Source organism: Pseudomonas sp. R9.37 (assembly GCF_963878885.1).
In the GTDB taxonomy this organism is placed as follows: domain Bacteria; phylum Pseudomonadota; class Gammaproteobacteria; order Pseudomonadales; family Pseudomonadaceae; genus Aquipseudomonas.
In genome coordinates this window covers 280,244-301,548 of record NZ_CAWNZA010000046.1, presented here as the reverse complement: position 1 = coordinate 301,548, position 21,305 = coordinate 280,244, and the positions used below count along the sequence as shown (strand labels likewise).

Here is a 21,305-nt window from a genome sequence, read left to right as displayed (position 1 = left end):
CTGGTGAAGGTACTGCGCAGGAAACGACAGCAGTACCGGGGCGTATTCGACTTGCAGCAGCCTTCCGCCGCACTCGCAAAGCGTATAGCGCATCACCGGGCGAACCGGCACGTCTTCGAACTTCATACCTGGTTGTTCCTGATGGCCTCCAGCACGATCTGCTGAAAGCGAGCCACGGTTACCCGGACCATTCCGCCGGGGGCCTGGGTGGAATGGCCGAACTCCAGCGGAATCGCGTAGGGCAAGTTGTTGATGATGTAGGCCATCTGGCCGGCGGTGAAGTCGCTCATCGCAGCAACCAGCGCCGCAGTGGTTTCGGCGCCGCTCGGGTCTACCTCGTCAAAGGTGACGTTCTCGACCACGCCGAGCGATATGTGCCAGTTCGCACGGAACCTGCCGCCGACGTAGCCCTCTGGCGCCTTGATGTCCATGCCGTCGTTGAGCTTTCGGCCCTTCATGAGCCTACCGCCCTTCGTGAGATTGTCCGGGTCGTTGCGCAGCGCGCTGTTGTGATCGTCGACAGCCTTGTTGTACTGGGTGGCCACTGCGTTCTGCGCCCAGATCTCCGGGTTACCCACGGGGGACATTCGAATCAGGCTGCTGCCGACCTCGATGATGATTTCACGCACGCTGGCATCGATGGCTTCACCCGTCTGGGCGGCGAACTCTGCCAGGCTCAGGGCGAAACTGCCGGATTGGCCAGCGCCTGCTCGGCTCACGAGCGCACCTGCAGCTCATACAGGATCGGCGTGCCGGCGGGGTTGATCTCTTTCATTGGGGGCACGATTGACCACGTGCGGCCCTGGACGACCACTTTGTCGAGTAGGCCGGGCACCCAGGCCAATCCCTGCGCGGCGATCTTGAGTTTCTTGTCGCCTTGCCGGATGAGACTGTTGTTTTGGAATTCTTGGCCGGTGAAGTCGAGCAGGATACCTTGGGCGATTTGCTCGACAGTGGCGCCTGGCGCTTCGCCGCCGATGTCCGGGTCGTACTCGCCCGGCTCCGGCTTGCTGATGGTCACGGACTGGCCGAACTCTGTGATCATCTCCAGAGCCATCACGGCCATTTCGTCGTAGAAGGCCATGGCGGCTCCAGATGTGAAAAGCCCAGCGCTATGGCTGGGCCTTTGAATGGGTGCGGGACGCCGGAGCTGATCCCGGCATACAAGGTTCCGTCCGGACTCGAACCGGCAACGCTGGTCGCAAACCCTGCAGGAGCACCGGAATTTCACCGGCAAACCCGTGTAGCTTCCTCGCGCATCAGCCTGCGCATTCCCCCGTATTACAATTATGCACGAACAGCGAACAGGCCACGCTTCTGCAAATAATCCGCAAACTGAGTGGCGCTTGGCCGATCCGGTGCCGCCGGCAAAAGCCGGTTGCTGGTGGACGGGATCGCCGCATACTGCCGCGTCACCGCTCCCTCAACACGATCCAGCAGCACTGCACCTTTGCGCTTCTCCACCGGGTCGATGTCGTCCTGATGGATCTCGGCGGCCAGGGCCATCTGCCCGTACTGGATTCGCGCGGGAAGGTAGTTGTCTGGCTTGATCTCCTGATCCAGCAGCACCTCCCGGCGCGGCCAGGACAAGGCCTGCTCGCTGTTCGTCTTACGCCCTTTCCACTTCATGCCATCCATCGCCAAGGCGGCGCGGCGAAGCAACGCGTCCTGCTCGGGAACACCTGCGGGGATGACCGTGCCGAATTTCACGGCATACAGGGCCAGGTCCTCGGCGCTCGCGTAGCTTTCGGCGTCAGGCTTGCCGGTGCCGTCCTCGATGATGAGTGTCATGCGTCAACTCGCTGCAATGGTTTGAAGATTGGCCGCCGGGTCACCGACAGCCAGCAGTATTACTCCTTGGGCAGCTCAGCTACGAGCTTTTCCAGGGATTCTTTCGAAGCGTTGGCCCGATACTGGACCTTGGCATCATCGAGCTTTGCTTTCAGCGCCGCGATTTCACCGGCCTCGTCAGCCAGCGGTGCGAGGGTAGACTTCTTCAGCGCTTCAACCTCTCCGCGAAGTGCATCGACAGTCAAGGCCAAGCCGTTACGCTCAGTGGTCAGCTCACCTACCGAAGCATGGATGTTGCCCAGCACGTCAAACAAGCGCAACGCTAGGTCGCCAGACTCTGGACGATGGATTTCGCCAGCTTCCAGGCCGTCAACAAGGCTCTGGATCGATCCATGCTCAGCACGCAAAGCCGCGATAACCTTTTCCATTCCGGCTTGGTTGCCCGCACCAACAATCTGCGCCCGCTTGGCTTCCTTCACCGACACATCGATGCCGGCTGCTTCGTACGCATTGACCACGCTCGGCCAATCGCCAATCACCAGCACGCTGGTCACACCCGCTTCGGGCTTATCGAAGTGTTCCGGATTGCGGTAACGCTTCTCCGGGTCGAAGCCGCTCAGCTGGTTGCTGTAAGTCAGTTCCATGTGTTTCTCCAAGGCGGCCATTGCTGACCGCGCGTTGAGTTTGAGGCTTAACCGCCAGTAACAGAAGGCGTTGGGGTCAGCGTGATCATCACGCCGGCGGTAACCTTGTTGCTGCCCGCATGTTTGACCCAGTTGGCAGCGGAGCCAACGGCAGCCAGGGTCGGGTTGGAGCCGCCAGTGGTGGCTTTCCAGCTGTAACCCAGCACATCGATGTTCACGGTGCCTTCAGCCCGGTAGCCGATGCTCAGGTTTTCTTCGTCGTTCACTTCGTAGGAACGGAAGCCCGGCGCCTGCGACTCGGTAATGGTCACGGCGTTTGGCAGCAGGCCGAAAATCACGTCCGACGGCGCGGTATCGGTTACCAGTACCGGCTTACCCAGGGTGCCCGGCAGACCGCCGTAGATTACGACGCCAGCTTCTTCATAGATCTTGTTGGTGATGGCTTCGTCGACGATGTCGAAGTAGGCGCTGGAGTGCATGACCCACAGAGCAATACGGCCGAACTTGTCGCCGAACTTGCGCATACCGCGAGTCAGCGTCTTCTTCCCATCGGTTTCGATGTTAGCCGAGACCACCATGTCAGCGTTGGAGCCGATGGCCGCACGCAGGCCAGCAGTTGCGTACTGGATGAAGCCTTCCAGGGTCGCATCAGCAACGTCGGCACCGACGATCTGGGAGAACTCCTCGACCGGACGACCGCGGCGCTTGAACGCCTCTTCGGTGGTCTGGTACGGGCCGTACTTCCAGGGAGCTTTGACGCCGACAGCTTCGCCGGCGCTGATCTTCTTAGCAGTTACCTTGCCGTCGGAGTTGACGTCGCGATGCTCCAGAGAGCCGTTCAGCTTGTAAAGCGCGCGCTTGCGGAAGTCGCCTTCGATCAGCTCGTTGTCCAGCACCATCGCGCCGTTGGACGATGCGTTGAACACGTCCAGGTTGTCCTGGACACGCTCCAGGTATGCGGTTTGCGCCTCATCGTTGTAGATGATCAGGTCGCTGTTAACGGTTGTAGCCATGGGTCAATCCCCTTACTTGGGCAATGCGAGATATGCGGTTTGGCCGTGCTTGCGCTGGAAGTCGCGCTTCTGCTCGGAGGTCATTTCGGAGCGCTTGAATGCAGCCTTGCCGCCACCCCCGCCCGGGGCAAATGTCCCTGAAGCCCTTGGCCACAGATGAGGTGCGCTTTCGCGCAGAGATTCCGCCCATTCGAGCGGAGTCAAAGGGGTTTTGCCGTCTTTACCGAGGATGACCTGACCGGATTCATCAACGGCGACTGCATCGCCATCTTCGTTAAGGGTGAACACGCCTTTGGCGCGCAGAATGATGTCGTCTGTTGCTTCCGGCAGAGCGCCGGCCTTCAGTGCCGCACCGCGTACCGAGTCACCCAGAACCTTGCCCTGGAACTTGGCAGCAAAGGATTCGGCCTTCTCGGCGCGCTCGCTGATGGTCTTCAACTGCTTGTCGTAGTCGCTACGCAGGCGCTCGGTGCGGCGGTTGAATACCTCGTCCACCTTGCCCTCGGTCAGCAGCTTGGTTTCTTCGTCCTGCCCGGCGCGACTGAGCAGGCCTTTGACGGCGTCGATATCGATGCCTTCAAACTGGGTTTCGAACTGGGTCAGCTTGCCGGAGGTTTCCTTCAGCTTGCCCAGCAGTTCCGAGTTCTTGGTTTTCAAACCGGAAACGGATGCTTCAACGGCAGTCGCGATAGCGGCCTTAATTGCCGGGTTTTCCAGGTCGATTTCGTTTTCTTCTGCCACGTTGATGCACCCCTTAGGTATGTTTAGCCCGCTTTGCAGGAATAAAAAAACCCGCCGAAGCGGGTTGTTTGAATTTTGGTTTTCAATACCAGTGCGTCATGTAATAAAAATCTGCATTTGAATAATCGTTAATGAACTCCAATAAATGCTCAGCTCTGCTGTGAAGTTTACCCAGGGAGTTTGCACAATCGATTCCCGACCCTCCAACAATCAATGGTTTCGCCTCCGTATAAAATATCTGTTCAATTTCCGGGATTGAAAAAATTGCATTTAGAACCTTGTCCACCTCGGCGTATGAATTACCGCGAAGTGAAAGCACAAATTCATCAAGCTCAGACAAGGCCAAGTGAAACTCAGCGTCGGTGTCCTGCTCCCTATCACTGATACCGACCTCCAACAAACTACATAAAATACGGCATAGGCAATCTGATTCTTCATCCGTGAGACTTGAGAGCATCTGACTCTTCCCTGAATATGCGAGCTATCAGGTTACCAATCCAGCACGTTCAAACGCCAGAGGCTCAAGCTCTTTCATCTGCGCCAGAGTCAGCGGAGCAAAGTTGCGATCAAGCTGCAGCTCGGCGAAGCGCTCGACGGTCAACCCGCCCTCCCTGAACAGCTTGGCCCGGACAGGACCGATGGCAACGTCCTGGAACGAAGCCGGCTGCTGCTGGAGCCAGTGATAGTAATCAAGGTCGGCACTCACCTGCTGGCCGCCGTCTGCACCTACCGAGGCACGCGTTGCGCCCTTGGCGAACATCGCGCTGAGCTTGGTCAACAGAATGAAGGTGGTGCGGCAGTTAGGGTGGAAAGGCGGCCTTGGGCCGGAGTCCACCGGAAACTTACGCTTGTCCATTGAGCGGCATTGCTGGCTGGTCTTGCTGTCCAGCGTGGCCACCATCTGGATCTGTTCCACGATATCCGTATTGGCCTTGGCGACCTCCATGCGCGCCTGGGACGACACATGCTGAATCGCGGTGCGCACGACCGTGCTGGCATTGCGGTTGGTAGTGGCCAGGATGCCGTCTTTGTATCCTGCCGCTTTGGTGCCGCGAATGTTGCGGATGATCTGGAAGTTCGTCTGACCTTCGAAGAAGCCCTGCCGGATGGTGCCGGTAACTCGTTCACGCTCTGCACCGGTCCAACCCTTGATGAAGGCCTTCAGCAGCTTCCCGCCGCCTGTGCCGCGCACGCTGAGCGGATTCGTCAGCACTGCGGTGCGGATTACAGCGGCCGTCGGAGCGACCACATCCAGCGACACGCCAACCGGCGCCGACCTGGCAAGGCTGGTCGCCTCAAATTCGGCCTCGTAGTTGGCGATGTCCACCAGGTCGAGGTTCAGTTGCGCGCTGTAGCGGTCGAAGATGCCCAGCAGAAGGCTATCCACCTCCTTCAGCAGCGCTTCCAGACGCTTGACGTTGTACTCGGTCAGGTCCGACTGGGTCAGCCGATCCCGTATAGACCGGTCAATCTCCTTAAGGAAAGGAGCAAATTTGCCCACCTCCCCCGCCTTCAGCTTTTCGAGAAAGACCGCGTGCCGGATCGTGGCATCAAGTACTGCCGGATTTACCGCCATTTGGTTTGTCCTCGTCGTCTAAGCCCAGGCCGTCGCCCTGCTCTTCCAGTTCGCCGTCGATCTGCAGGTCAGTACGCTCTGGTGCGATCAAGCCGAGCTTGCGCAGGTATGCCCGAAGGTCAGCTTTCGCAAAGCCGCCGTTCTGCCACAAGCCAACCAAGGCTGTGATCATCTGTGGATCAGCCGAGAGCTCTACGAACTCTTGGTTGACCTGGTAGGCGACCTTCTTGTCAGCGATGCCCATGTAGGCACAGCACCACATGATCGCCCTCGTGTATGCCTCGCTGACGTTCGCCACGCAGCCGGCGAGCACCGAAGTGGACGCCGATTGGTCGCCGCGGGCCTCGGTCGCCGTCTTGGACGACAGAGACGCAACCACCATCCGCGCGCCCAGCTCAATCATCATCTGGTTCTTGTCGGCCATGGCCTCCTTGACCAGAGTGTTCGGCAATGGCTGCGCGTAACCGAACTGGCCGCCGGCCGGCAGCATCATTGGCGCCCTGGAGCCGACGTAAACGCCGTTTTTCTCCATCCAGTCGCGCCATTGCTCATCCAAACCACTGATCCACGGCTGGGCCTGGCCGCACCAGAACACACTGTCTTCGTAGTCAGCGCTGTTCCGGTAATGGCCCAGGTTGATCATCGCGATGTCGTACAGCGGTGACTCGTCGATGCTTGGGTCGTTGTTCTGCGCGCCGACGAAGGTGAATGGGATCTCCTTGAGGCGACCGGTTACGCCTTCGGGCTTGAACTCGTCGATGACCGCAAGCGGCCCGCCACCTTTCGGACCGGACCGGCGCCAGACGCGGCAAACAAAGCCGTCATCCTCAAGCGCCAGCTCCCGGTACTGCTCAGCCGTCTTGTAGCCGAAGCCGTCAGGAATCTCCGGCGACTCGCGCAGGACCACCAGCGTTAGCACGCTGTGACCGTTCACCATGCCCGTGCGCCAGTTGATTATGTCTTCAGCGCAGTAAGACAGGATCACCGAATGCCCGCCGATGCCGTCGTCCTGGTGATAGTCGACGTACAGACCGTGGCGACCAGCTTCAAGCACCTTTTCAAGCGTGCCCTGGGAGTGTTGATAGATGCTCACTCCGGAGCCGTTGGCGTTGTCTTGCAGGTATTCCAGCTTCTTCGGCACCGTGAGCGTGGGGTCTTTATGGAAGGCCAGGCCCAGCAGCCCGTTACGGGTGTGCCCGGTGGCGTTCTTGAACACCGCTCGCTCGCGGTAAGCCCGATTCCGGTCTTCGTTCTCCGGGGACTTATCGTGTGTGTTGATGTACGGCAGTCGGTCGACAACCCGGTGCTGACCGGCGCAGACGTCGCGGACGGTAGCCCAGCGATCCAGCACTGCCGTGTATTCCGCCCGCTTGAAGGAGATGTCGGTGCTCATCGGGCGTATCCCATTTTGATAGAAGTGACGATCGCTTTGATCGGATAGCGTTTGGCGATGAAGTAGCCGGCGGCGTCGTTCATATGGTCGTGACCCTTTTTCGGATCTTTGTCCGGCTCGCCCTTGTCGGTGTAGGTCTGTCGCTCCAGGCACAAGGTGAGCTGAGGGCACTGGTCGATGTTGACCTTCATTCTTCGCTCGCCGTAGGCATTCAGGAACATGGCGTTCACCGAGTTCACGCGGTCTTTCACGCCAGGGTTTGTGGAGTCGACGATCACCGTAAATTTTGCTTTCTTCAACAGCGACAAGTCTGACTCGCTCGCGTTCTTGCTGCTGGTGTTCTGCCCGCTGGCGTCGGGATAGACCGCCACCGAGTGCCCAGGGAACCGTGTCTGGATTTTCTCGATCATCTCCGGCGTGTCCCGAACACCGTGAAACTCATCCAGGGCCATCGGCAGATCGTTACGCACGACATAGACGACAGCGGCCATTTTCATGACGTTGAAGTCCATACCGATGTGCAGCGCTTCGCCTGGCTTGATTCGCTCGCTGGTTCGGCACTCATCGCGATTGAATGTGTAGTAGACGACGCCCGCGTAGTTCTCGAAGCCAGCTTCGTACTCTTGCCGGAAGGTACGCGGGTCCATCTTCCGGCGAGCCGCTTCCAACTCTTCAGGGGGGACGTTACCGCCCTGCAATGACGTGTACTGCCAGCTCTTGTGATCCGGCTCGCCACCTGGCTTGCCATCCAGATACGTGTCGTAACAGTGGTTGAAGCCCTTCGGCGTGCCAATACGCAGCGCGTGGCCGCCCTTTCGCACCCCGACATCCGGAATCGTGTACTGGCAGGTCGAAAGCATCGGCCTCAGTACCTCTTCCCACGCGGCCCACGGGCAGTCCGCCCATTCATCCACCAGGACGAAGAACAGACCGGAGCCACGCAGGTTGTCGTAGTTGTCGAGTCCCACCACGCGCATGACGTGGCCGGACTTGAGTGTGATTGAGCATTCAGTCTCATTCGGGCGGTGTGCACGCCATGCTTCGGGGATAGCCTGCTTCAGCCGACGCCAGAACACGCGCTTGGCCTGCTTGAAGGTCGGCGCGCCGTACCAGATCTCATCCTCAACGCTCACGCCCCACTCAGCAGCCAGACGTGCGGCGCGGCGCATCTCGGCCTTGCCCAAGAACGTCTTGCCGAACCGGCGACCACACACCGCATCGCGGAATCGAGCCTCAGGCTGAAATCCCCAGCAGTAAATGTTCGCCTGCTTGGGGGTCAGCTTGACCGGAGGATCAAAGGTGCGGGGAAGTCGGGACATTCTCATCAGGCTCCAGGGTGTACTCAGCAACGGCGTGCTGCTGGTCCGCATGGGAGCCAAGTGGCTTTTCAGGTTCGAGGCGGCGATTCACGTAGACGTCGCCTACCTCTTTGGCGGCTTGCTCGTACAACTGAGCGGTCAGCGCCAGGTTGCGCATGTTCTCGGCCTTCTCAGCCATTCGCCCCAGGCCACGTAGCCGGAAGGCGCGGTTGGCAATCGGGATCTCTGCGGTCTCTTCTCGGAACCGCTTCCTGGTGTCGTGGAAAAGGGTCACCCACTTCACCGCCAGACCCTTACCTGCGGACTTGGCTGGGTCGTGCGTCTCCACCTGCTGGCGGCTCACCACAACCCCGTATTCGTTCTTGACGGCTTCCACCACCTGGGATGGGGTGTCAAAGCACGCCAGCGCCTGAACGATGAAGCTCTTCACCTCATTTTTCAGGGCTGCCATAAATTCTCATCCGTCTAGAGCCTGTCAAGAATCAGGCCGATCTGAGCAGACAGGTTCCGCAGGCCCTCGATATGTTCAATTTCCCCACCTCGGCAGGACTATTTGCAGCATCCACCAATGCTTGAACGTCAGGACTCGCACCATAGCGGCGAACGACTCCGACGAACTCTTCAACGTCGTGGCCCTGCAGCTTGATCTTCGGTGCGCCGTCTTGGGTAAATGCTGGTTGACCGTACTTGTCGGTCGCGTGAGCCAAGTGATAAAGCTCGTGTTCTATCAGTGCGCAGAACTCAAGATCGCTACACTGGGCGCAGTAGTCAGCCGCCAGGGTGATGATGAAAGCCGGCACTTCGCCAAACCAATCACGCATCTGTTGCTCCATCCGGGCTTTCTGCCAACCGCCGGCGCGGAACGCTACCTGTTCGGCCTGGCCAAGAACTGTGAGTCCCTGTTTCTCGAAGCTCGACGACGCCCACATGACACGGATATCTGCATCCAGCAAATGGGCATGGTCTTCGTTGTAAAGGCTGCCGGTGTCGGCAAGTATCTCGGCTTGTAGCCAGTCCCATACCTGCGGCGCTGGTGTTAGGCGAATTAGGAAGTCTGGCAGATCGGCCAGATGAAGCGCTGAGGGAGGGGGTCTCGGCCAACTCAAAATCACACCTTTCCAAACTTGAAATAATTAGCTAATACCTGCAAATATGTGACTCGCATAGCTAAGGAGCAGCAAATGGTGATGTCATGCCATGACCCCCGAAGACTCGTTAAGCATATTGAAAATGCATACCCTGATGCCAGTCGGTCTGCGGTCAATGCGGTCGGAGCCCTACAGTTTGTATTTCCTGATGGCATGGTAATCAACATCTATCCAAAGGGAACCATTCACTTCCAAGGGAAATCCAGCGCCATTCGGGCGAAAGTGGAAGCTCAAATCTCATTTATTAACAGACGATAGCGAGCAGTATCGGTGTTGATTCACCGCTGGCTACTTCAAAGTCACAATCGATCAGGCCGTTTTAGTGGGCAATGGTATCCATTGAGATACCATCTCATAGGCCTGCATGGTGACCATGGAGCAATCCAATGATCAAGCCTTTAGCAACGCTGGTAGACAACGCTGCCGGGGCATCGGCAATAGCCTTGTCGATAGCGCTTACCGCAGAATTGATATCCGGGATCACTGGCGTACTGTGAAGCAGTCGGATGAGGTTGCTCAGTTGCAAAGCCTCGCGCCACGTTTGGGCGCATTCGAAAAATGTGGCGCGTGGGGTACGGCGTACCGTTAGCCGCTCGTCACACCAATTAAACTTTCTGAGCGCCAGTGCCGACCTATATTTAGGTGCAAATAAAAAATTTGGAGCGCTAGTGAATAAAGAAGAAATTGAACGAGAGCTTGCCCATGCCGCAAATAATTACAGGCAGCTGGCAAGTACCCTCGCAATGATCAAAGGCACTCCACTTGCTCAAGATCCATCTTTCATAGACCAAATTGAGCACCTCAAAGGTGCAATGATTGCTCTTCAAGCGCAAGTTCGCCGGCTGAGCGTCCTCGATGGAGCAATGCATAGTCCTGCTCGAAAAGGGAAGCACGCGCTGCACCTCGTCAAGCGATAAACGTATAGAGCGATGTCGCACTCACTTACTCTTGCTTATGACGATCTGAGCGTTCATCTAGCCTGCTCAGGCGTCCAGCAACCTAATCTGCTTAACTCAGTAAGCAGTGCACCCGCAGTACGCCATCACTGGGGTGCTCGGTTTAGGACTTCGTCCGCTTTGTCGGCAGCTTTGGCAGCAGTCGTCGCAGCCTTCGTGGCTTGGTCGGCGGCGGTACCGGTTTGGCGGCTCAGCTGTTCTAGGCGCTTGTCGCGCTCAGTCATGGCGGTGTCGTAGGCTTTTCGCATGTCGGTCACTTGGCTGCTCTGCTTATCAGCGAGCGACCAGTATGCGGCTTGGTAACCCAGTACTGCCCCACCACCCACCAGCACTACAGCAATGGTCCAAACTTCGGCCCGGCGCCACCAGCGGCGTGCGATAAATTCCAATGCGCATCTGTCCATTAGGCGATTCCTCCCAGCTTGGTGCGAAGGCGGGTGATCTCATCGCTCTGCTGCGTCACGCGGTCAGTGAGTTGAGCTACCTGGCTGGTGAGCGCCTCGATCTTACCTTCCATGCGCCCAACGGCAGCTGCCAGGTCATTCCGCTCCTTCGCGAATTGATCGGCGCGGGCCTCGGCTTCTTTGCGAGCGGCGCGCTCCTGGTTCAGCAACTCGTTTAGTCGCTTCAGTGTGCCGATATCGGCGCTGTCCATTGCTCGGTCAGTCGCATCCTTAGAAAGAAACCGGCGCAGCCATAGCAGGCCGCCCAGTACCACGGTGGCACTACCGCCCAGCCAGGTAGCTGTGCCTGGGCCTAGGTCAGTAGGGTCCATCTTCACTCCAAACCGCATTTATTCCCATTCTGGGATTCAATAATTGCATGTTCCGCATCATTCAGAAGCGGAGACAAAAAGATATTTCCACACAAAAAATCAGATAATTCCTACATCAATTTTACTTCGGATAGGGAATATTGACGTCGAAATGAGTAATTGAGCAGAGAGGATCGCCTTTTGTTAGTCATTACTAGAACTCCCAATAAGCGCTTGCGTATAGGCGACGAAATCCAAATCAACGTGGCTAAGGTCGTTGAAGATACGGTGTATTTAGCCCTCAGCGCACCCGAACGCATATCAATCAAAGCGGAGAGTGGTATTCACGACGATGAAATACCCAAGCGTCCGAACGGCGCAGTAGAACTTGCTTGAAACGGGGTTAGCAAGCTGCACTCCCTGCTCAGAGCGAGGGGTGGCAGGGCCGAAAATGAAAAAGCCCAGCGCGACGGCTGGGCTCTATTACGCAGGAAGATAGAAGATCATGGAGCACAGTAAGCAATCTTGCCGCCTGCACCAACAGCTATAAACTTGCCGTTGCCGTAGGCGACGCTCCGGATATCGGTTCCTGCGAAAGTGTTGGCTTGCTGAACCCAGCCGATCCCATCCTCGGAAACGGCTGTCTTGCCGCCGTCGCCGACAGCTACATACTTGCCATTACCGTAAGCAATGTCGCGGATGATGGTTCCACCGAAACTGGTATCTTCAACAGCAGTCCAGCTAAGCCCATCGGATGAATATGCCATCTTGCCATCCGCACCTACGATAAACATTTTCCCGTTGCAAAGCTTCATGGAAAGGATGGTGCTAGTGCCGAAGGTGCTGGTTCTGGGCGTGAATGTTTGCGGATTATCCGTCGCAATCTTCACAGCGCTAAGCAGCTTCCCATTCGATCCCGCAACCAACACAAAACTGCCAATGACGTTGACGCAGTACACAGTCTCGCTAGAAGTGAAGGTCGTAGTACGCTCCACCTGGCCTGACCAATCGCCATAACGGGAAAAAACTTTACCGCTAGACCCGACCAGTATCCAGGTGTAGTTGTTGCCGGAAATTGGCTGATAAAACACAATGCCTTGCAAGTCTCCGGACGCACGAACAGTTGCCGTAAGGTCTGTCCAAACCCTTTCAGGGCGTGCTGCGTCGCCGTTGATCAGATTGCCGGATTGAGAAAGGGCTTGAAGCGCTACCCCAATACCGTTCCAGTACAGCTCGTTGAGGACCTTTCCGCTGTCAGAAGTGACGGCGCCCTTAAGCTTGGTCCACGCTGTACCAGTTGCGCCTCCGCTGACAACCTGAGTGGTTGTGGTAAGACCGTTGCCACCAACCGCATAAAACTTGCCTTGCGCAAAAACCACGCGCCTAAGCATGCCGGTGTTATCCACCGGTTGTACTTGAGTCCAAAGATCTTGCAAGGTTTGAGACGCTGAGTTTGCGTTTTCCATTTTAAACTCCGTTACTGAGCTGATTTAAGTTCAGGCCTCTATATTGGGCGTATGGCGCTCATGGGCGATTGCTCGAGGCTCGCGGCCTTCACATGATTCAGCGTCCCACATCGGGAACATTTGATCTGGAGCTCTATAAACCCACCCATTCGGGCGAGAAGTCTTTTGCATTCACCGCATCTGAATTCTTTCAACATCTGCAAATTCCTTTTGCTGAATCGCCCTTCCGTGGGCAATAAAAACCCCGCTCTAGGCGGGGCTTCATAAAAACTTTAGTCGCTTGATTTTTGAGGGACTGGAGCCTCGTCAATGCTGATGCAGTGCCCAATGTCCGTTATTTTCTTCAGCGCAAGTTCGGCTGTTGAATAAGCTCCGAACATTCGGCCCTGATAAAAAACAAGCCACGCAACTGAATATTCGCGTTGCCAGCCTGCCCTACGTTCAACCTCTTGAACCGTTCCGCCAAGTCGTCGAGATGCGTCTGTGCCATGCCACGCAAAACCATGACGCTGTCCCAACTTATAGTCGGAAGCTCTATTTCCAACCTTGCACAAACTGAGCGCAATAAAAAGCCCGACATATGAGCCGGGCTCCGCAGTGTAAACTCTTAACGCGCAAGATCGATAGGATGAACAAATCATCTCTCATTTTCTCACTCAGTGCAACATTTTTTGGGTATCAGAATTTTGCATGTAGCTCCGCCGATTAAAACCTATCCAGGGCTCTCCAAATTTCTGCCAACACCCTTTCGAACGGCAAAACAGTAGTATCCGGGGCATGCGCATACGTGTGATTGGGTCTAACCTATTGGAGCGATAGGTAAAAGGAGTCGTAGGCCTACAGGGGATCTGATACCGTTTAGCCATATGGTCGTGATACACGAGGTTAGTCATGGACGTAAATACCCACTTTCCTGAGTACGAAGCAGAACGCTTAAAACGCGTTGAGACCCTCTGCCCGCAAAGTGAACAAGACGACGAAGTCTTCGAAAAAATGATTTCAATGACTTCAGAATACTTCAATGCACCCATCGCCCTGATTTCTATCGTCGAAAAGCACCGCCAATGGTTCAGAGCGCGGATCGGGATTGACCAGCAAACTACACCTCGGGACGTTTCGTTCTGCGCACACTCTCTACGCGACAGGAAGGCGTTAGAGGTTTTGGATGCGCAGGATGATGAGCGTTTCAAAGATAACCCCATGGTCACCGGCGCGCCCTTCATTCGCTATTACGCTAGCGCGCCACTTCTCACAAGTGATGGTTTCTCTCTGGGTAGCCTATGCATAATAGATACTTCACCTCGAGAACCAATGAGCAAACGAGATGCAGCGATGCTCGTTTATTTCGCTCAACTCGTTGTCTTGCGGATTATCGGTTTACGTTCCCGTAATTTTATTGATCAGCCTACCGGCCTTTTCAACCGACTAAGACTGGAGGAAGATATTCGACTAGCAAGTTCTAGTGGTATTCAGCACGATCTATTTGCTGTGGACGTCATATCTCCAAAATTTTTGAATGACGTAGTAAAAGCACTTGGCTACAGCTTTTCTCAAAATTTAATGCTAAACGTTAAGGATAGACTTCAGTCTTTATTACCTAAGAATTCTCTTTTGTACAAAATCAGTCCAACGCGTTTTGGGTTTCTCTTAGAAGGTGGCCAGCCGGTGGAAGGTCTCTGCCTTGAGATTCTTTCAAATTTTGACGAACCGGTTGATTGTCAAGGAATCCCAATACTCATGCAGACAGGTATTGGAGTATTGAGAATCGCCGATGCAGAAGAGAGGGACTGGTTACGGTTAGTGGTAGGGGCAGCTGATGACGCCAGGGTCCGAAACTTGGGCTGGGCGACGTATCAACCTGAGTTGGACGCAGCTCAGCAGCGAGCGTTTGCCTTACTGAGCTCCCTGTCTGATGCAGTTCGCTCTGAAGATCAGCTGAGCTTGGTTTTCCAGCCAAAAGTCACATTACCTACTCTAGCATGTGAAAATGTTGAAGCATTGATTAGGTGGAATCACCCTACACTCGGGCCTATCAGTCCCGCAGAATTTATCCCACTTGCAGAGAAAACTGCGCTGATGCATTCAATTACCCTCTGGGTACTTGACGCCGTAGTTGACCAAGCTAAGGAGTGGTTCGGCAAGGGTATTGAATTACGAATTTCCATGAATGTCACTGTCAGTGATCTTGAGAGCTCTAAGTTCTTAAATAACGTTACAGAATACATAAACAACGGCGCCCTTCTGCCGCAAAATCTAGAGCTTGAATTCACGGAAAGCATGCTCATGTCAGACCCGAAGACAGTTATTGAGCAGCTTGAGCGCGCCCGCGCGTTAGGCATTGAAATTTCCGTGGACGACTTCGGCACTGGCTACAGCAACTGGACATATCTAAGGCAACTGCCTGTGAGTACGGTTAAATTAGACCAATCACTAATCAGCAACCTCAACACCAACGAAAAAGATAAACGGCTAGTTAAGACACTCATCGAGCTTGCTAGAGGATTAGGCTATAGAGTCGTAGCAGAGGGCGTCGAAACCCAAAGCATTCTGGACCTAATCACGCTCTGGGGGTGTTCAGAGGCTCAGGGATACCTGATAACAAAACCGCTGAAAGCGGAACCATTAGAAACATGGCTGGCGCAAGGTGGTTTCAGGGCGGCATGTGATAGGACTAGAACGCCAGGCACCGAATCCTTGTAGTCCATCAAAACCTGTCGGGGGGAAGCCTTTTACCACCTCCCGCCCATCTCAAAGCTGATGTCGTACAGGTCATCTGTCCAGTTCATTGCCGCAGCAAATTATGATGCCATGACGTTCTCCATTAGCCCCTCGGCGTCAAGAATCTCTTGAGCGGCCATCAGCGCCTCATTCACCAGGCCATCCAAAGAATTTCGTATGGATGAACGCCAACGATACCGAGTTGACTCTGGCTTGCCGTCATTGTCCCAATTGGCAATGTCATACCAGGCCGCAGGGAGCACCGTGGCGGAACGCTTGCCTTCGGCACCGGCCACCTGTGGAATCGCCCAGGTCAGGACTGCACATTCACGGAAGCGCTTCGGCGCCGGCGTCTTTACCGAGTTGAGCAACTCCAAAATAGCGCCGTGTTTTCGCTCCTGGTGCGTCGAGTACTTCGCCACGAGTGCGCGCCAATGCGCCGGGGTGAGCGCCTTGTGCAGCCGGCCGAACACCCAGCAGTCTTGGAGAAACGCCGCCTCCTTGCCGACGATCTCCCCCTTCTGCTTGGCGCACTGCACCTTGGGCTCGAAGTCGCAGCCGCCGGCGGAACCTATGGTCTCGGCCGCGAGCGCCCGAACTACTGCTGAAACAACGTTGCGATAAGTCATGCTGCAGCCCTCTTGAGTTCACGGGTCTTGGCTCGATAGTCGGCCTTGATGGCCTGCAACTGCTCGATGGAATGGCGCTGGGGCTCATGAGGCCCTTCCAGCCAATCCACTTTGTCGGCACCGATGCGCCTCACCAGCTCCAGCCGGTAATTCACGATGTCGCCCGACTTGTGGTTGTTGCACGGCGCGCACTGGCGCCACACGTTCAGCGGCTCGAAGCGAAGCTCTGGGTTGCCACCGACGGTGCGGTAGTGCCCTGCGTGCCATTGGCCGTTGTGGTGCCGCCCGCAGCTCACACACGGCAGACCGACGTCCCGTTCGCGAATCCACGCGTTGAAAGCTGTTTGGGCTTCCTTCATGTGCTGGGCGCGCGTCTTGATCTTCACCTTCGCCGCCCGCAGCTCCTTACGGCCGATATCGGCCAGCGACTTACGCGCTTTGGCCTGGTTCACGTCCTTGATGGCCAGGCCACACTTAGGGCTGCATACGGCCTGGCCCAGGCGCTGCGGCGGAAAGCTGATGCCGCATGCTGGGTTCTTGCACTTCTTCGGTTTGGGTTGCTTGGCGATCATGCAGCCTCCTTGCTGAGTAGATCAGTGAAAACCACACCTTGGCCCGTGAAGTAGGCGGCAATGCGGTCGGTGTAATTGATGCCCTGGGCGCGATTGAACAGGCTGGTCACCGGAAAACCGTCGGGGCCGAACAGATGACACTCCCCCATCATGGCCAGCTTCGTTTCGTACGACAGATGGCGCATGACCCGGTACCACTCGGCCTGAAAGCCGGCATCCTCGTTCAGCAGGATCTGCACGCCGAAGTGCAGCTTGCAATAGCGCCGGGCGTCAGCCGCGTCACCGATCTGGGTCATTTCGGCGATGCGCTTGTACATCCCGAACCACAACCGGTTCTGGTCAAGCGTGCGGTCCTTGCCAGCGCGCAGGGAGACCACCACGAACTTCTTGTCTCGGTACATGGCGCTCAACTTGGTGATAGCCTCAGAGAGCTTGGCCTGGCAGTTGACGCTGATCTTGTCGGTCATGGCGCCGCCCTCTTCGCTTCCAGTTCCTGAGCTTGCTTGATGAGCAGCGCCCTGCGATCCGCCAACTCATTTGCCGCGTCAATCCGCATTTCGGTTTTCCGTTCGGCACTGGCCTTGCGCATTTCCAGCATCGAGTTTTTCACCAGTTCCAACTTCTGCCGAAGCTGGGGCTCTGGCCGTGTGACGGTGCCAGTGAGCAAGCCGGCAATGGCGCGACCGTCCTCAGTGATCGGCTCGACGCTCAGGTCCGTCAGGTACTTCTGGGCGTGTTCGCGCGGGATTCTCTTCAGCTCCATTGCCTTGGTCACAGCCTGCACGCGACGGTTTGCGTCGAAGCCCACGGACACGTGCCAGTTGACGGGTTTCGCATCCTCGCGGGCCTGCCCTACGAAACGTTGGTAGGCATCGATGAACGCCATGCGCGCACCGATCTTGTCGCCGCCATCCAAGATGGGCTTCGCAGCAGCCAGGGCCAGCTGGATATCGTCGGTCAGCACCACTGTTTCAAATTCGTCGTTAGTGGTCATGGCGATGGCCCAGGCCTCGTCCTTGCCCGGGCGCCCGTCGGAGGACTGGACGCGTTGCAGGATGTCGGCCATCGCCAGCTTGCCCTTCACCTCGAAGCGGCAAGCCTTCAGTGCGCCTTTCACGACAGGCACCGGATACGCACAGAGGTCTTCAGCCATCATCGCGGCAGTGCCCGGGTTCATTTCCTGGCCCATGGCCTCGGCGGTGGCGCAGATGGCGGCGGCCAGCCCGGCAACCTGCTGGTCATTCATTTCAAAGGTATTCATTGCGGTTTCCTGCTTGGCGTTTGGCCAGAACCATCTGGGCGGCCTGCTCCGCTGCGGAGTGGTTCGCCTCTGTCCGTTCCATCTGGCGGGCGGTTGTGCCGTTGATGCGCTGCCCGGTCACCCACTGGGTGTGATAGCTCTCGGCGTTGGCCAGCAGCTCGTTGAGGCTGTGGCACTTGCGCAGCACAGCGGCATCGCTGGTTTTCAGGAAGTGGGCAGCGACGTGGTGGGCGACGTCGGCGCCGAGACGGTCTACCAACTTTCCGAGCTGGCCGCCGACCTTGGCATTCCACACAGGCCAGGCGCTATAGCGCTTGCGGTAAGCCATGGCGTAGTTCGCCCAGACCTTGAAGGTTTTGCAGGTCTGGTCTTTGGGGCCAGGCATGTCGGCGGGGATCTCGACCCGTGGGGTGTCGGTGCGATCAACCACCAACACCAAGCTGCGGGACTGAGCCTGCACAACCTCGGCGGGAGCCGGGGGTGCAATTGGTTCAATGACCGGTTCCATGACTGGTTCAAGAGAGTTACTGATTCTGGGTGCAACTGCTGCACTACCCCCTGGTGCAGGAGATTCACTAGGGGGTGAACCTGCTGCACTACCCCGGTGAATCTTCTGCACTACCCCTGGTGCAGGAGGTGCACCACCACCGTCGAGGGTGAGGAAGTAAACGTTCGACGAATTCCCCTTTGGTCCACCCTTCCGGATCTCCTTGCGCAACAGTCCCGCCTCACACAGAGCGGTGATGTGGTTCATGACAGAACGCTTGCTGATCTCGCACTGGACAGCAATGTGCTGATAGGAGGGCCAGCACTCGCCTACGTCGCTGGCGTTGTCGGCCAACTTGATCAGCACCAGCTTGCGCAGCGGATTACCAACGCGAAGCTTCATTGCGGCAACCATAAGGCCCATGCTCATGCTGCACCTCCGGCGAACGCGCGGAAATCAATCGTCCGCACGCCCTTCCAGCTATTGCAGGACATGCAAAGGGTCTGGAGATTGCCCAAAGAAGCCTCTCCACCTTGGCTTTCAGGTACGACGTGATCAGCCCTCAAGCGCATCAGCACCGAGCAGCCACAGCGCAAGCACGCGTGGCCGTCGCGGGCGAACACCAGAGCACGCAAGCCAGAAGGGATTGGTTTCTTTTTTGTCCTGCGCCGGGGCGGGAGGACCGGCGGTTGGTGCGCGGTGACGTGGCCCATACGGTCCGGGTTCCACTCACAGCCTTTTTCGGTGAGTCGGAATGCTTCAGGGCGAAGCTCAATCAAACCGGCCTCTTCCAGGGCCTTCAGCATGCGGTAAGCGGTGTCTGGCTTATCGGTGAGCAGTGGAAGCTCCTCGATGATCTTGGCCTTACTCAGCGCGAAGAAGATCCCGTCATCGGTCTTGATTGGCTTGGTCCAACTCGGGCAGCCGTAGACGAAGGCGAACAGCAGGGCCTGCTGAGAATTCGGCCCCCACTCCAACGCCTTCACCTGGTTAATTGTGACGGTGTATTGCATGTCAGGCCTTCCCGACCTTAGCGGCCAATTCAAGGAAGCGATCCACGTACCAATGAGGCTGCGTCTCGCGGGGGCATTGAGGGCTGGTGAGGTTCTTGCCGTAGGCCATGCCCTTCTCGGTCACAGACCAGAAGTCGACCATTTCCTGCTTGGAGTTTTTGCGCTGCAGGACCTTGAGGAAGCCGTGGGTCTCAAGTGCAAGGTTGAAGGCGCGGGCGGTGCTGGCGATGGCGTGCTCTTTGATAAGGGCGGTGATTGCCTTGGTGGGCATCGAAGAGCCCCCAGCAGCGTCAGAGGCGGCATCAACGGCGTAGCCTGGGAGGAATTTGGCGTCCAGACCGTTGTTGGCGGCGATCTTGGCCAGCATCATCATCTTGCTGGAGTTGGCAGGCTTCAACAGGCGGTCGAAGCATTCCAGGATGGCGAGCTCGCCGACGATTTTAGAGTTGTTCGGGCCCTGTGTGGAAAAGGTGCCGGTCTTGCGAATGCTCGGCAGGACCTGGCCCACCACCCACTCTTCAAACTTCTCGGCGGCCGGCAGCTTGGACTTCATCACCAGCCGGTACAGATCGCGCTCAGGAATGATGGTCATGAAACCACCACCCTGTTTCGGGGTAGTGGTCGCGGCCTTACAGTGACGGGCCACAGCATTCTCCGGTTTGGAGTAACCGAGGGCGTCCGCTACGTCGCGCGCGATAAACCACGGATCGCCGAGCTTGTCGGTGATGACCCTGATTGCGGCGCCGTCGAAGTCGAACGGAATCACTGAGGAATTGCGCGCCACGTTTTCAGATCGCGAAAAACGTGGCGCGGGAATGTTGGGGCTATTGATCGATTCTGTGTGTTGGTGCATGATTCGCTCCAGTTGTTTACTGCTGTTGAAAAAGCCGACCTCGTACGTCGGCTTTTTTTGTGCCTGTGATTCAGGCGATGGATTTCAAATTCGGTCGGGCGTCCTTCATCAACTGCTCCGCCTTGCGCCCCAGCTCCCCCGCCTTCGCTTCAACCTGGCGGCATTGCTTAGCGAACGCCGGCAAGTGCGGAAGGTCCAGTTCGCACATGACCTGGTCGTCAAACACTTCGCTGCCGGTGTCGATCACATCGCCGAGCGCACGGATCAGCGCGCCGAAGCTTTTGTTCGCGCATTGGTCGCTGGTCATCTGGCGGGCGCCGGTCAAGCCATGACGGCTCGCCAGTTCGTTTACGCAGTGGTCACGGAATTCAGGCTCAAGGGCGTTGACCCACGACTCTTCCAGCCACGACGGCATTTCCTGATCGCCGGATAGCCAGCGCTGAACACGCTTAAGCCAGCGGCCGGTCGCCTTCACAAAGTCAGAGACGTCGTTCTGCAGCGTCAGCGCGGCGAAGTCCGGAACCTCTTTGGCGACGGCCTTCTCTGGGCACGACAGGTGCAGTTCGCGGCTCAGCGCCTGGGCGAAGTCGTCTTGGCTAAGGCTGGTGCGCGCGATCTGATTTGCAGCGTGGGCGACCAGCACCTGATCACGGGTTTGTACGGTGTGTCTGGAACTGGACGTTTGCATGGGGACTGCTCTCTTCTAATCTGGCTTCAATGGATTGGTGGACATGGATGTCAGGCGGCCTGAGCCTTCTTTGCTGCCTTGAACTTTCCTTTGGAAAGAACCTGAATTTGGTACTGCCGGGATTCGGGGATGGTTTCCCCCCACATGGTCACTGCGCTTGGGCGGATGCCCAGGGCCAGTGCCAGCTTTGTCTTGCTGCCGAAGAATTCGGCGACTTCATGCGTATTCATTTCGCATCCTCGTTCGACTTTTACGCAATTTCAGCATGCTTAAGTTTTCGAGT

Annotated in this window: 28 protein-coding genes and 1 pseudogene; 3 read left to right on the top strand and 26 right to left on the bottom strand. The window is 56.9% G+C overall.

The window, feature by feature from the left end; all coding sequences use genetic code 11:
• Positions 1-122: 122 nt before the first annotated feature.
• From AACU78_RS23330 to AACU78_RS23275, 12 genes are all read right to left on the bottom strand, one after another.
• Positions 123-719 carry a hypothetical protein gene (locus tag AACU78_RS23330; protein ID WP_106578033.1) on the bottom strand — a complete coding sequence of 199 codons (597 nt, stop codon included), beginning with the start codon at positions 717-719 and terminating at the stop codon, positions 123-125.
• Positions 716-1,084 carry a hypothetical protein gene (locus AACU78_RS23325; RefSeq protein WP_106578032.1) on the bottom strand — a complete coding sequence of 123 codons (369 nt, stop codon included), beginning with the start codon at positions 1,082-1,084 and terminating at the stop codon, positions 716-718. The genes AACU78_RS23330 and AACU78_RS23325 overlap by 4 nt, the downstream gene beginning before the upstream one ends.
• A gap of 203 nt (positions 1,085-1,287) precedes the next feature.
• The gene (locus AACU78_RS23320; RefSeq protein ID WP_106578031.1) at positions 1,288-1,791 is read right to left on the bottom strand and encodes a DnaT-like ssDNA-binding protein; all 504 of its coding nucleotides are present in this window, start codon (positions 1,789-1,791) and stop codon (positions 1,288-1,290) included.
• A gap of 59 nt (positions 1,792-1,850) precedes the next feature.
• Positions 1,851-2,435 (bottom strand): hypothetical protein, encoded by a 585-nt coding sequence (locus tag AACU78_RS23315; protein ID WP_177410095.1) that lies wholly within the window; start codon positions 2,433-2,435, stop codon positions 1,851-1,853.
• A gap of 47 nt (positions 2,436-2,482) precedes the next feature.
• Complete coding sequence (locus AACU78_RS23310) at positions 2,483-3,448, bottom strand: major capsid protein (RefSeq protein ID WP_106578029.1); 966 nt, start codon at positions 3,446-3,448, stop codon at positions 2,483-2,485.
• A 12-nt stretch (positions 3,449-3,460) separates the two neighbouring features.
• Entirely contained in the window at positions 3,461-4,189 is a 729-nt protein-coding gene (locus AACU78_RS23305) for a hypothetical protein (RefSeq protein WP_106578028.1), read from the bottom strand.
• A gap of 82 nt (positions 4,190-4,271) precedes the next feature.
• Positions 4,272-4,646, bottom strand: coding sequence for a hypothetical protein (locus AACU78_RS23300; RefSeq protein WP_106578027.1), 375 nt, complete (start codon positions 4,644-4,646; stop codon positions 4,272-4,274).
• A 27-nt stretch (positions 4,647-4,673) separates the two neighbouring features.
• On the bottom strand, positions 4,674-5,765 hold the full coding sequence (locus tag AACU78_RS23295; protein ID WP_106578026.1) for a minor capsid protein: 1,092 nt from the start codon (positions 5,763-5,765) through the stop codon (positions 4,674-4,676).
• Entirely contained in the window at positions 5,740-7,158 is a 1,419-nt protein-coding gene (locus AACU78_RS23290) for a DUF4055 domain-containing protein (RefSeq protein WP_106578025.1), read from the bottom strand. Before AACU78_RS23290 ends, AACU78_RS23295 begins: the two co-directional genes overlap by 26 nt.
• The gene (locus tag AACU78_RS23285) at positions 7,155-8,477 is read right to left on the bottom strand and encodes a phage terminase large subunit family protein (RefSeq protein ID WP_106578024.1); all 1,323 of its coding nucleotides are present in this window, start codon (positions 8,475-8,477) and stop codon (positions 7,155-7,157) included. The genes AACU78_RS23290 and AACU78_RS23285 overlap by 4 nt, the downstream gene beginning before the upstream one ends.
• Entirely contained in the window at positions 8,452-8,928 is a 477-nt protein-coding gene (locus tag AACU78_RS23280) for a DUF2280 domain-containing protein (RefSeq protein WP_106578023.1), read from the bottom strand. The genes AACU78_RS23285 and AACU78_RS23280 overlap by 26 nt, the downstream gene beginning before the upstream one ends.
• 31 nt (positions 8,929-8,959) lie before the next feature.
• Positions 8,960-9,583 (bottom strand): putative metallopeptidase, encoded by a 624-nt coding sequence (locus AACU78_RS23275; RefSeq protein ID WP_106578157.1) that lies wholly within the window; start codon positions 9,581-9,583, stop codon positions 8,960-8,962.
• A gap of 710 nt (positions 9,584-10,293) precedes the next feature.
• Between AACU78_RS23275 and AACU78_RS23270 the strand changes: the two genes are divergently transcribed.
• On the top strand, positions 10,294-10,542 hold the full coding sequence (locus tag AACU78_RS23270; protein ID WP_124417350.1) for a hypothetical protein: 249 nt from the start codon (positions 10,294-10,296) through the stop codon (positions 10,540-10,542).
• 125 nt (positions 10,543-10,667) lie between these two features.
• On the opposite strand, the gene AACU78_RS23265 is transcribed toward AACU78_RS23270, so the two are convergent.
• Together AACU78_RS23265 and AACU78_RS23260 are read right to left on the bottom strand one after the other, a co-directional pair.
• Positions 10,668-10,985 (bottom strand): hypothetical protein, encoded by a 318-nt coding sequence (locus tag AACU78_RS23265; RefSeq protein WP_106578021.1) that lies wholly within the window; start codon positions 10,983-10,985, stop codon positions 10,668-10,670.
• Entirely contained in the window at positions 10,985-11,356 is a 372-nt protein-coding gene (locus AACU78_RS23260) for a chemotaxis protein (RefSeq protein ID WP_025856073.1), read from the bottom strand. Before AACU78_RS23260 ends, AACU78_RS23265 begins: the two co-directional genes overlap by 1 nt.
• Before the next feature lie 159 nt (positions 11,357-11,515).
• Between AACU78_RS23260 and AACU78_RS30130 the strand changes: the two genes are divergently transcribed.
• Positions 11,516-11,731: a carbon storage regulator gene (locus AACU78_RS30130; RefSeq protein ID WP_106578020.1), complete on the top strand. Its 216-nt coding sequence runs from the start codon at positions 11,516-11,518 to the stop codon at positions 11,729-11,731.
• A gap of 107 nt (positions 11,732-11,838) precedes the next feature.
• Here the strand turns inward: AACU78_RS30130 and AACU78_RS23255 are convergent, their stop codons facing one another.
• Positions 11,839-12,801: a hypothetical protein gene (locus AACU78_RS23255; protein ID WP_106578019.1), complete on the bottom strand. Its 963-nt coding sequence runs from the start codon at positions 12,799-12,801 to the stop codon at positions 11,839-11,841.
• Between the two features lie 38 nt (positions 12,802-12,839).
• A complete protein-coding gene (locus AACU78_RS23250; RefSeq protein ID WP_106578018.1) occupies positions 12,840-12,998 on the bottom strand; it encodes a Com family DNA-binding transcriptional regulator in 159 nt (52 codons plus the stop codon).
• A 694-nt stretch (positions 12,999-13,692) separates the two neighbouring features.
• Between AACU78_RS23250 and AACU78_RS23245 the strand changes: the two genes are divergently transcribed.
• Positions 13,693-15,501: a sensor domain-containing phosphodiesterase gene (locus AACU78_RS23245; RefSeq protein WP_106578017.1), complete on the top strand. Its 1,809-nt coding sequence runs from the start codon at positions 13,693-13,695 to the stop codon at positions 15,499-15,501.
• A gap of 98 nt (positions 15,502-15,599) precedes the next feature.
• Here the strand turns inward: AACU78_RS23245 and AACU78_RS23240 are convergent, their stop codons facing one another.
• From AACU78_RS23240 to AACU78_RS23195, 10 genes and pseudogenes are all read right to left on the bottom strand, one after another.
• The gene (locus AACU78_RS23240) at positions 15,600-16,148 is read right to left on the bottom strand and encodes a hypothetical protein (protein ID WP_106578016.1); all 549 of its coding nucleotides are present in this window, start codon (positions 16,146-16,148) and stop codon (positions 15,600-15,602) included.
• Positions 16,145-16,720, bottom strand: a complete 576-nt coding sequence (locus AACU78_RS23235; protein WP_106578015.1) for a recombination protein NinG — start codon at positions 16,718-16,720, stop codon at positions 16,145-16,147. The genes AACU78_RS23240 and AACU78_RS23235 overlap by 4 nt, the downstream gene beginning before the upstream one ends.
• On the bottom strand, positions 16,717-17,187 hold the full coding sequence (locus tag AACU78_RS23230) for a hypothetical protein (RefSeq protein ID WP_106578014.1): 471 nt from the start codon (positions 17,185-17,187) through the stop codon (positions 16,717-16,719). The genes AACU78_RS23235 and AACU78_RS23230 overlap by 4 nt, the downstream gene beginning before the upstream one ends.
• Positions 17,184-17,981 (bottom strand): hypothetical protein, encoded by a 798-nt coding sequence (locus AACU78_RS23225; protein WP_106578013.1) that lies wholly within the window; start codon positions 17,979-17,981, stop codon positions 17,184-17,186. The genes AACU78_RS23230 and AACU78_RS23225 overlap by 4 nt, the downstream gene beginning before the upstream one ends.
• On the bottom strand, positions 17,968-18,897 hold the full coding sequence (locus AACU78_RS23220; protein ID WP_106578012.1) for a helix-turn-helix domain-containing protein: 930 nt from the start codon (positions 18,895-18,897) through the stop codon (positions 17,968-17,970). Before AACU78_RS23220 ends, AACU78_RS23225 begins: the two co-directional genes overlap by 14 nt.
• The gene (locus AACU78_RS23215) at positions 18,894-19,181 is read right to left on the bottom strand and encodes an HNH endonuclease (protein WP_256349208.1); all 288 of its coding nucleotides are present in this window, start codon (positions 19,179-19,181) and stop codon (positions 18,894-18,896) included. Before AACU78_RS23215 ends, AACU78_RS23220 begins: the two co-directional genes overlap by 4 nt.
• A 6-nt stretch (positions 19,182-19,187) precedes the next feature.
• Positions 19,188-19,481 (bottom strand): annotated as a pseudogene (locus AACU78_RS23210) (phage replication protein); the annotation flags it as partial.
• A 1-nt stretch (position 19,482) separates the two neighbouring features.
• Complete coding sequence (locus AACU78_RS23205; protein ID WP_106578011.1) at positions 19,483-20,334, bottom strand: BRO-N domain-containing protein; 852 nt, start codon at positions 20,332-20,334, stop codon at positions 19,483-19,485.
• A 70-nt stretch (positions 20,335-20,404) separates the two neighbouring features.
• Positions 20,405-21,022 carry a hypothetical protein gene (locus AACU78_RS23200; protein ID WP_106578010.1) on the bottom strand — a complete coding sequence of 206 codons (618 nt, stop codon included), beginning with the start codon at positions 21,020-21,022 and terminating at the stop codon, positions 20,405-20,407.
• A 50-nt stretch (positions 21,023-21,072) separates the two neighbouring features.
• Positions 21,073-21,252 (bottom strand): Cro/CI family transcriptional regulator, encoded by a 180-nt coding sequence (locus AACU78_RS23195; protein WP_058415369.1) that lies wholly within the window; start codon positions 21,250-21,252, stop codon positions 21,073-21,075.
• Positions 21,253-21,305 lie beyond the last annotated feature (53 nt).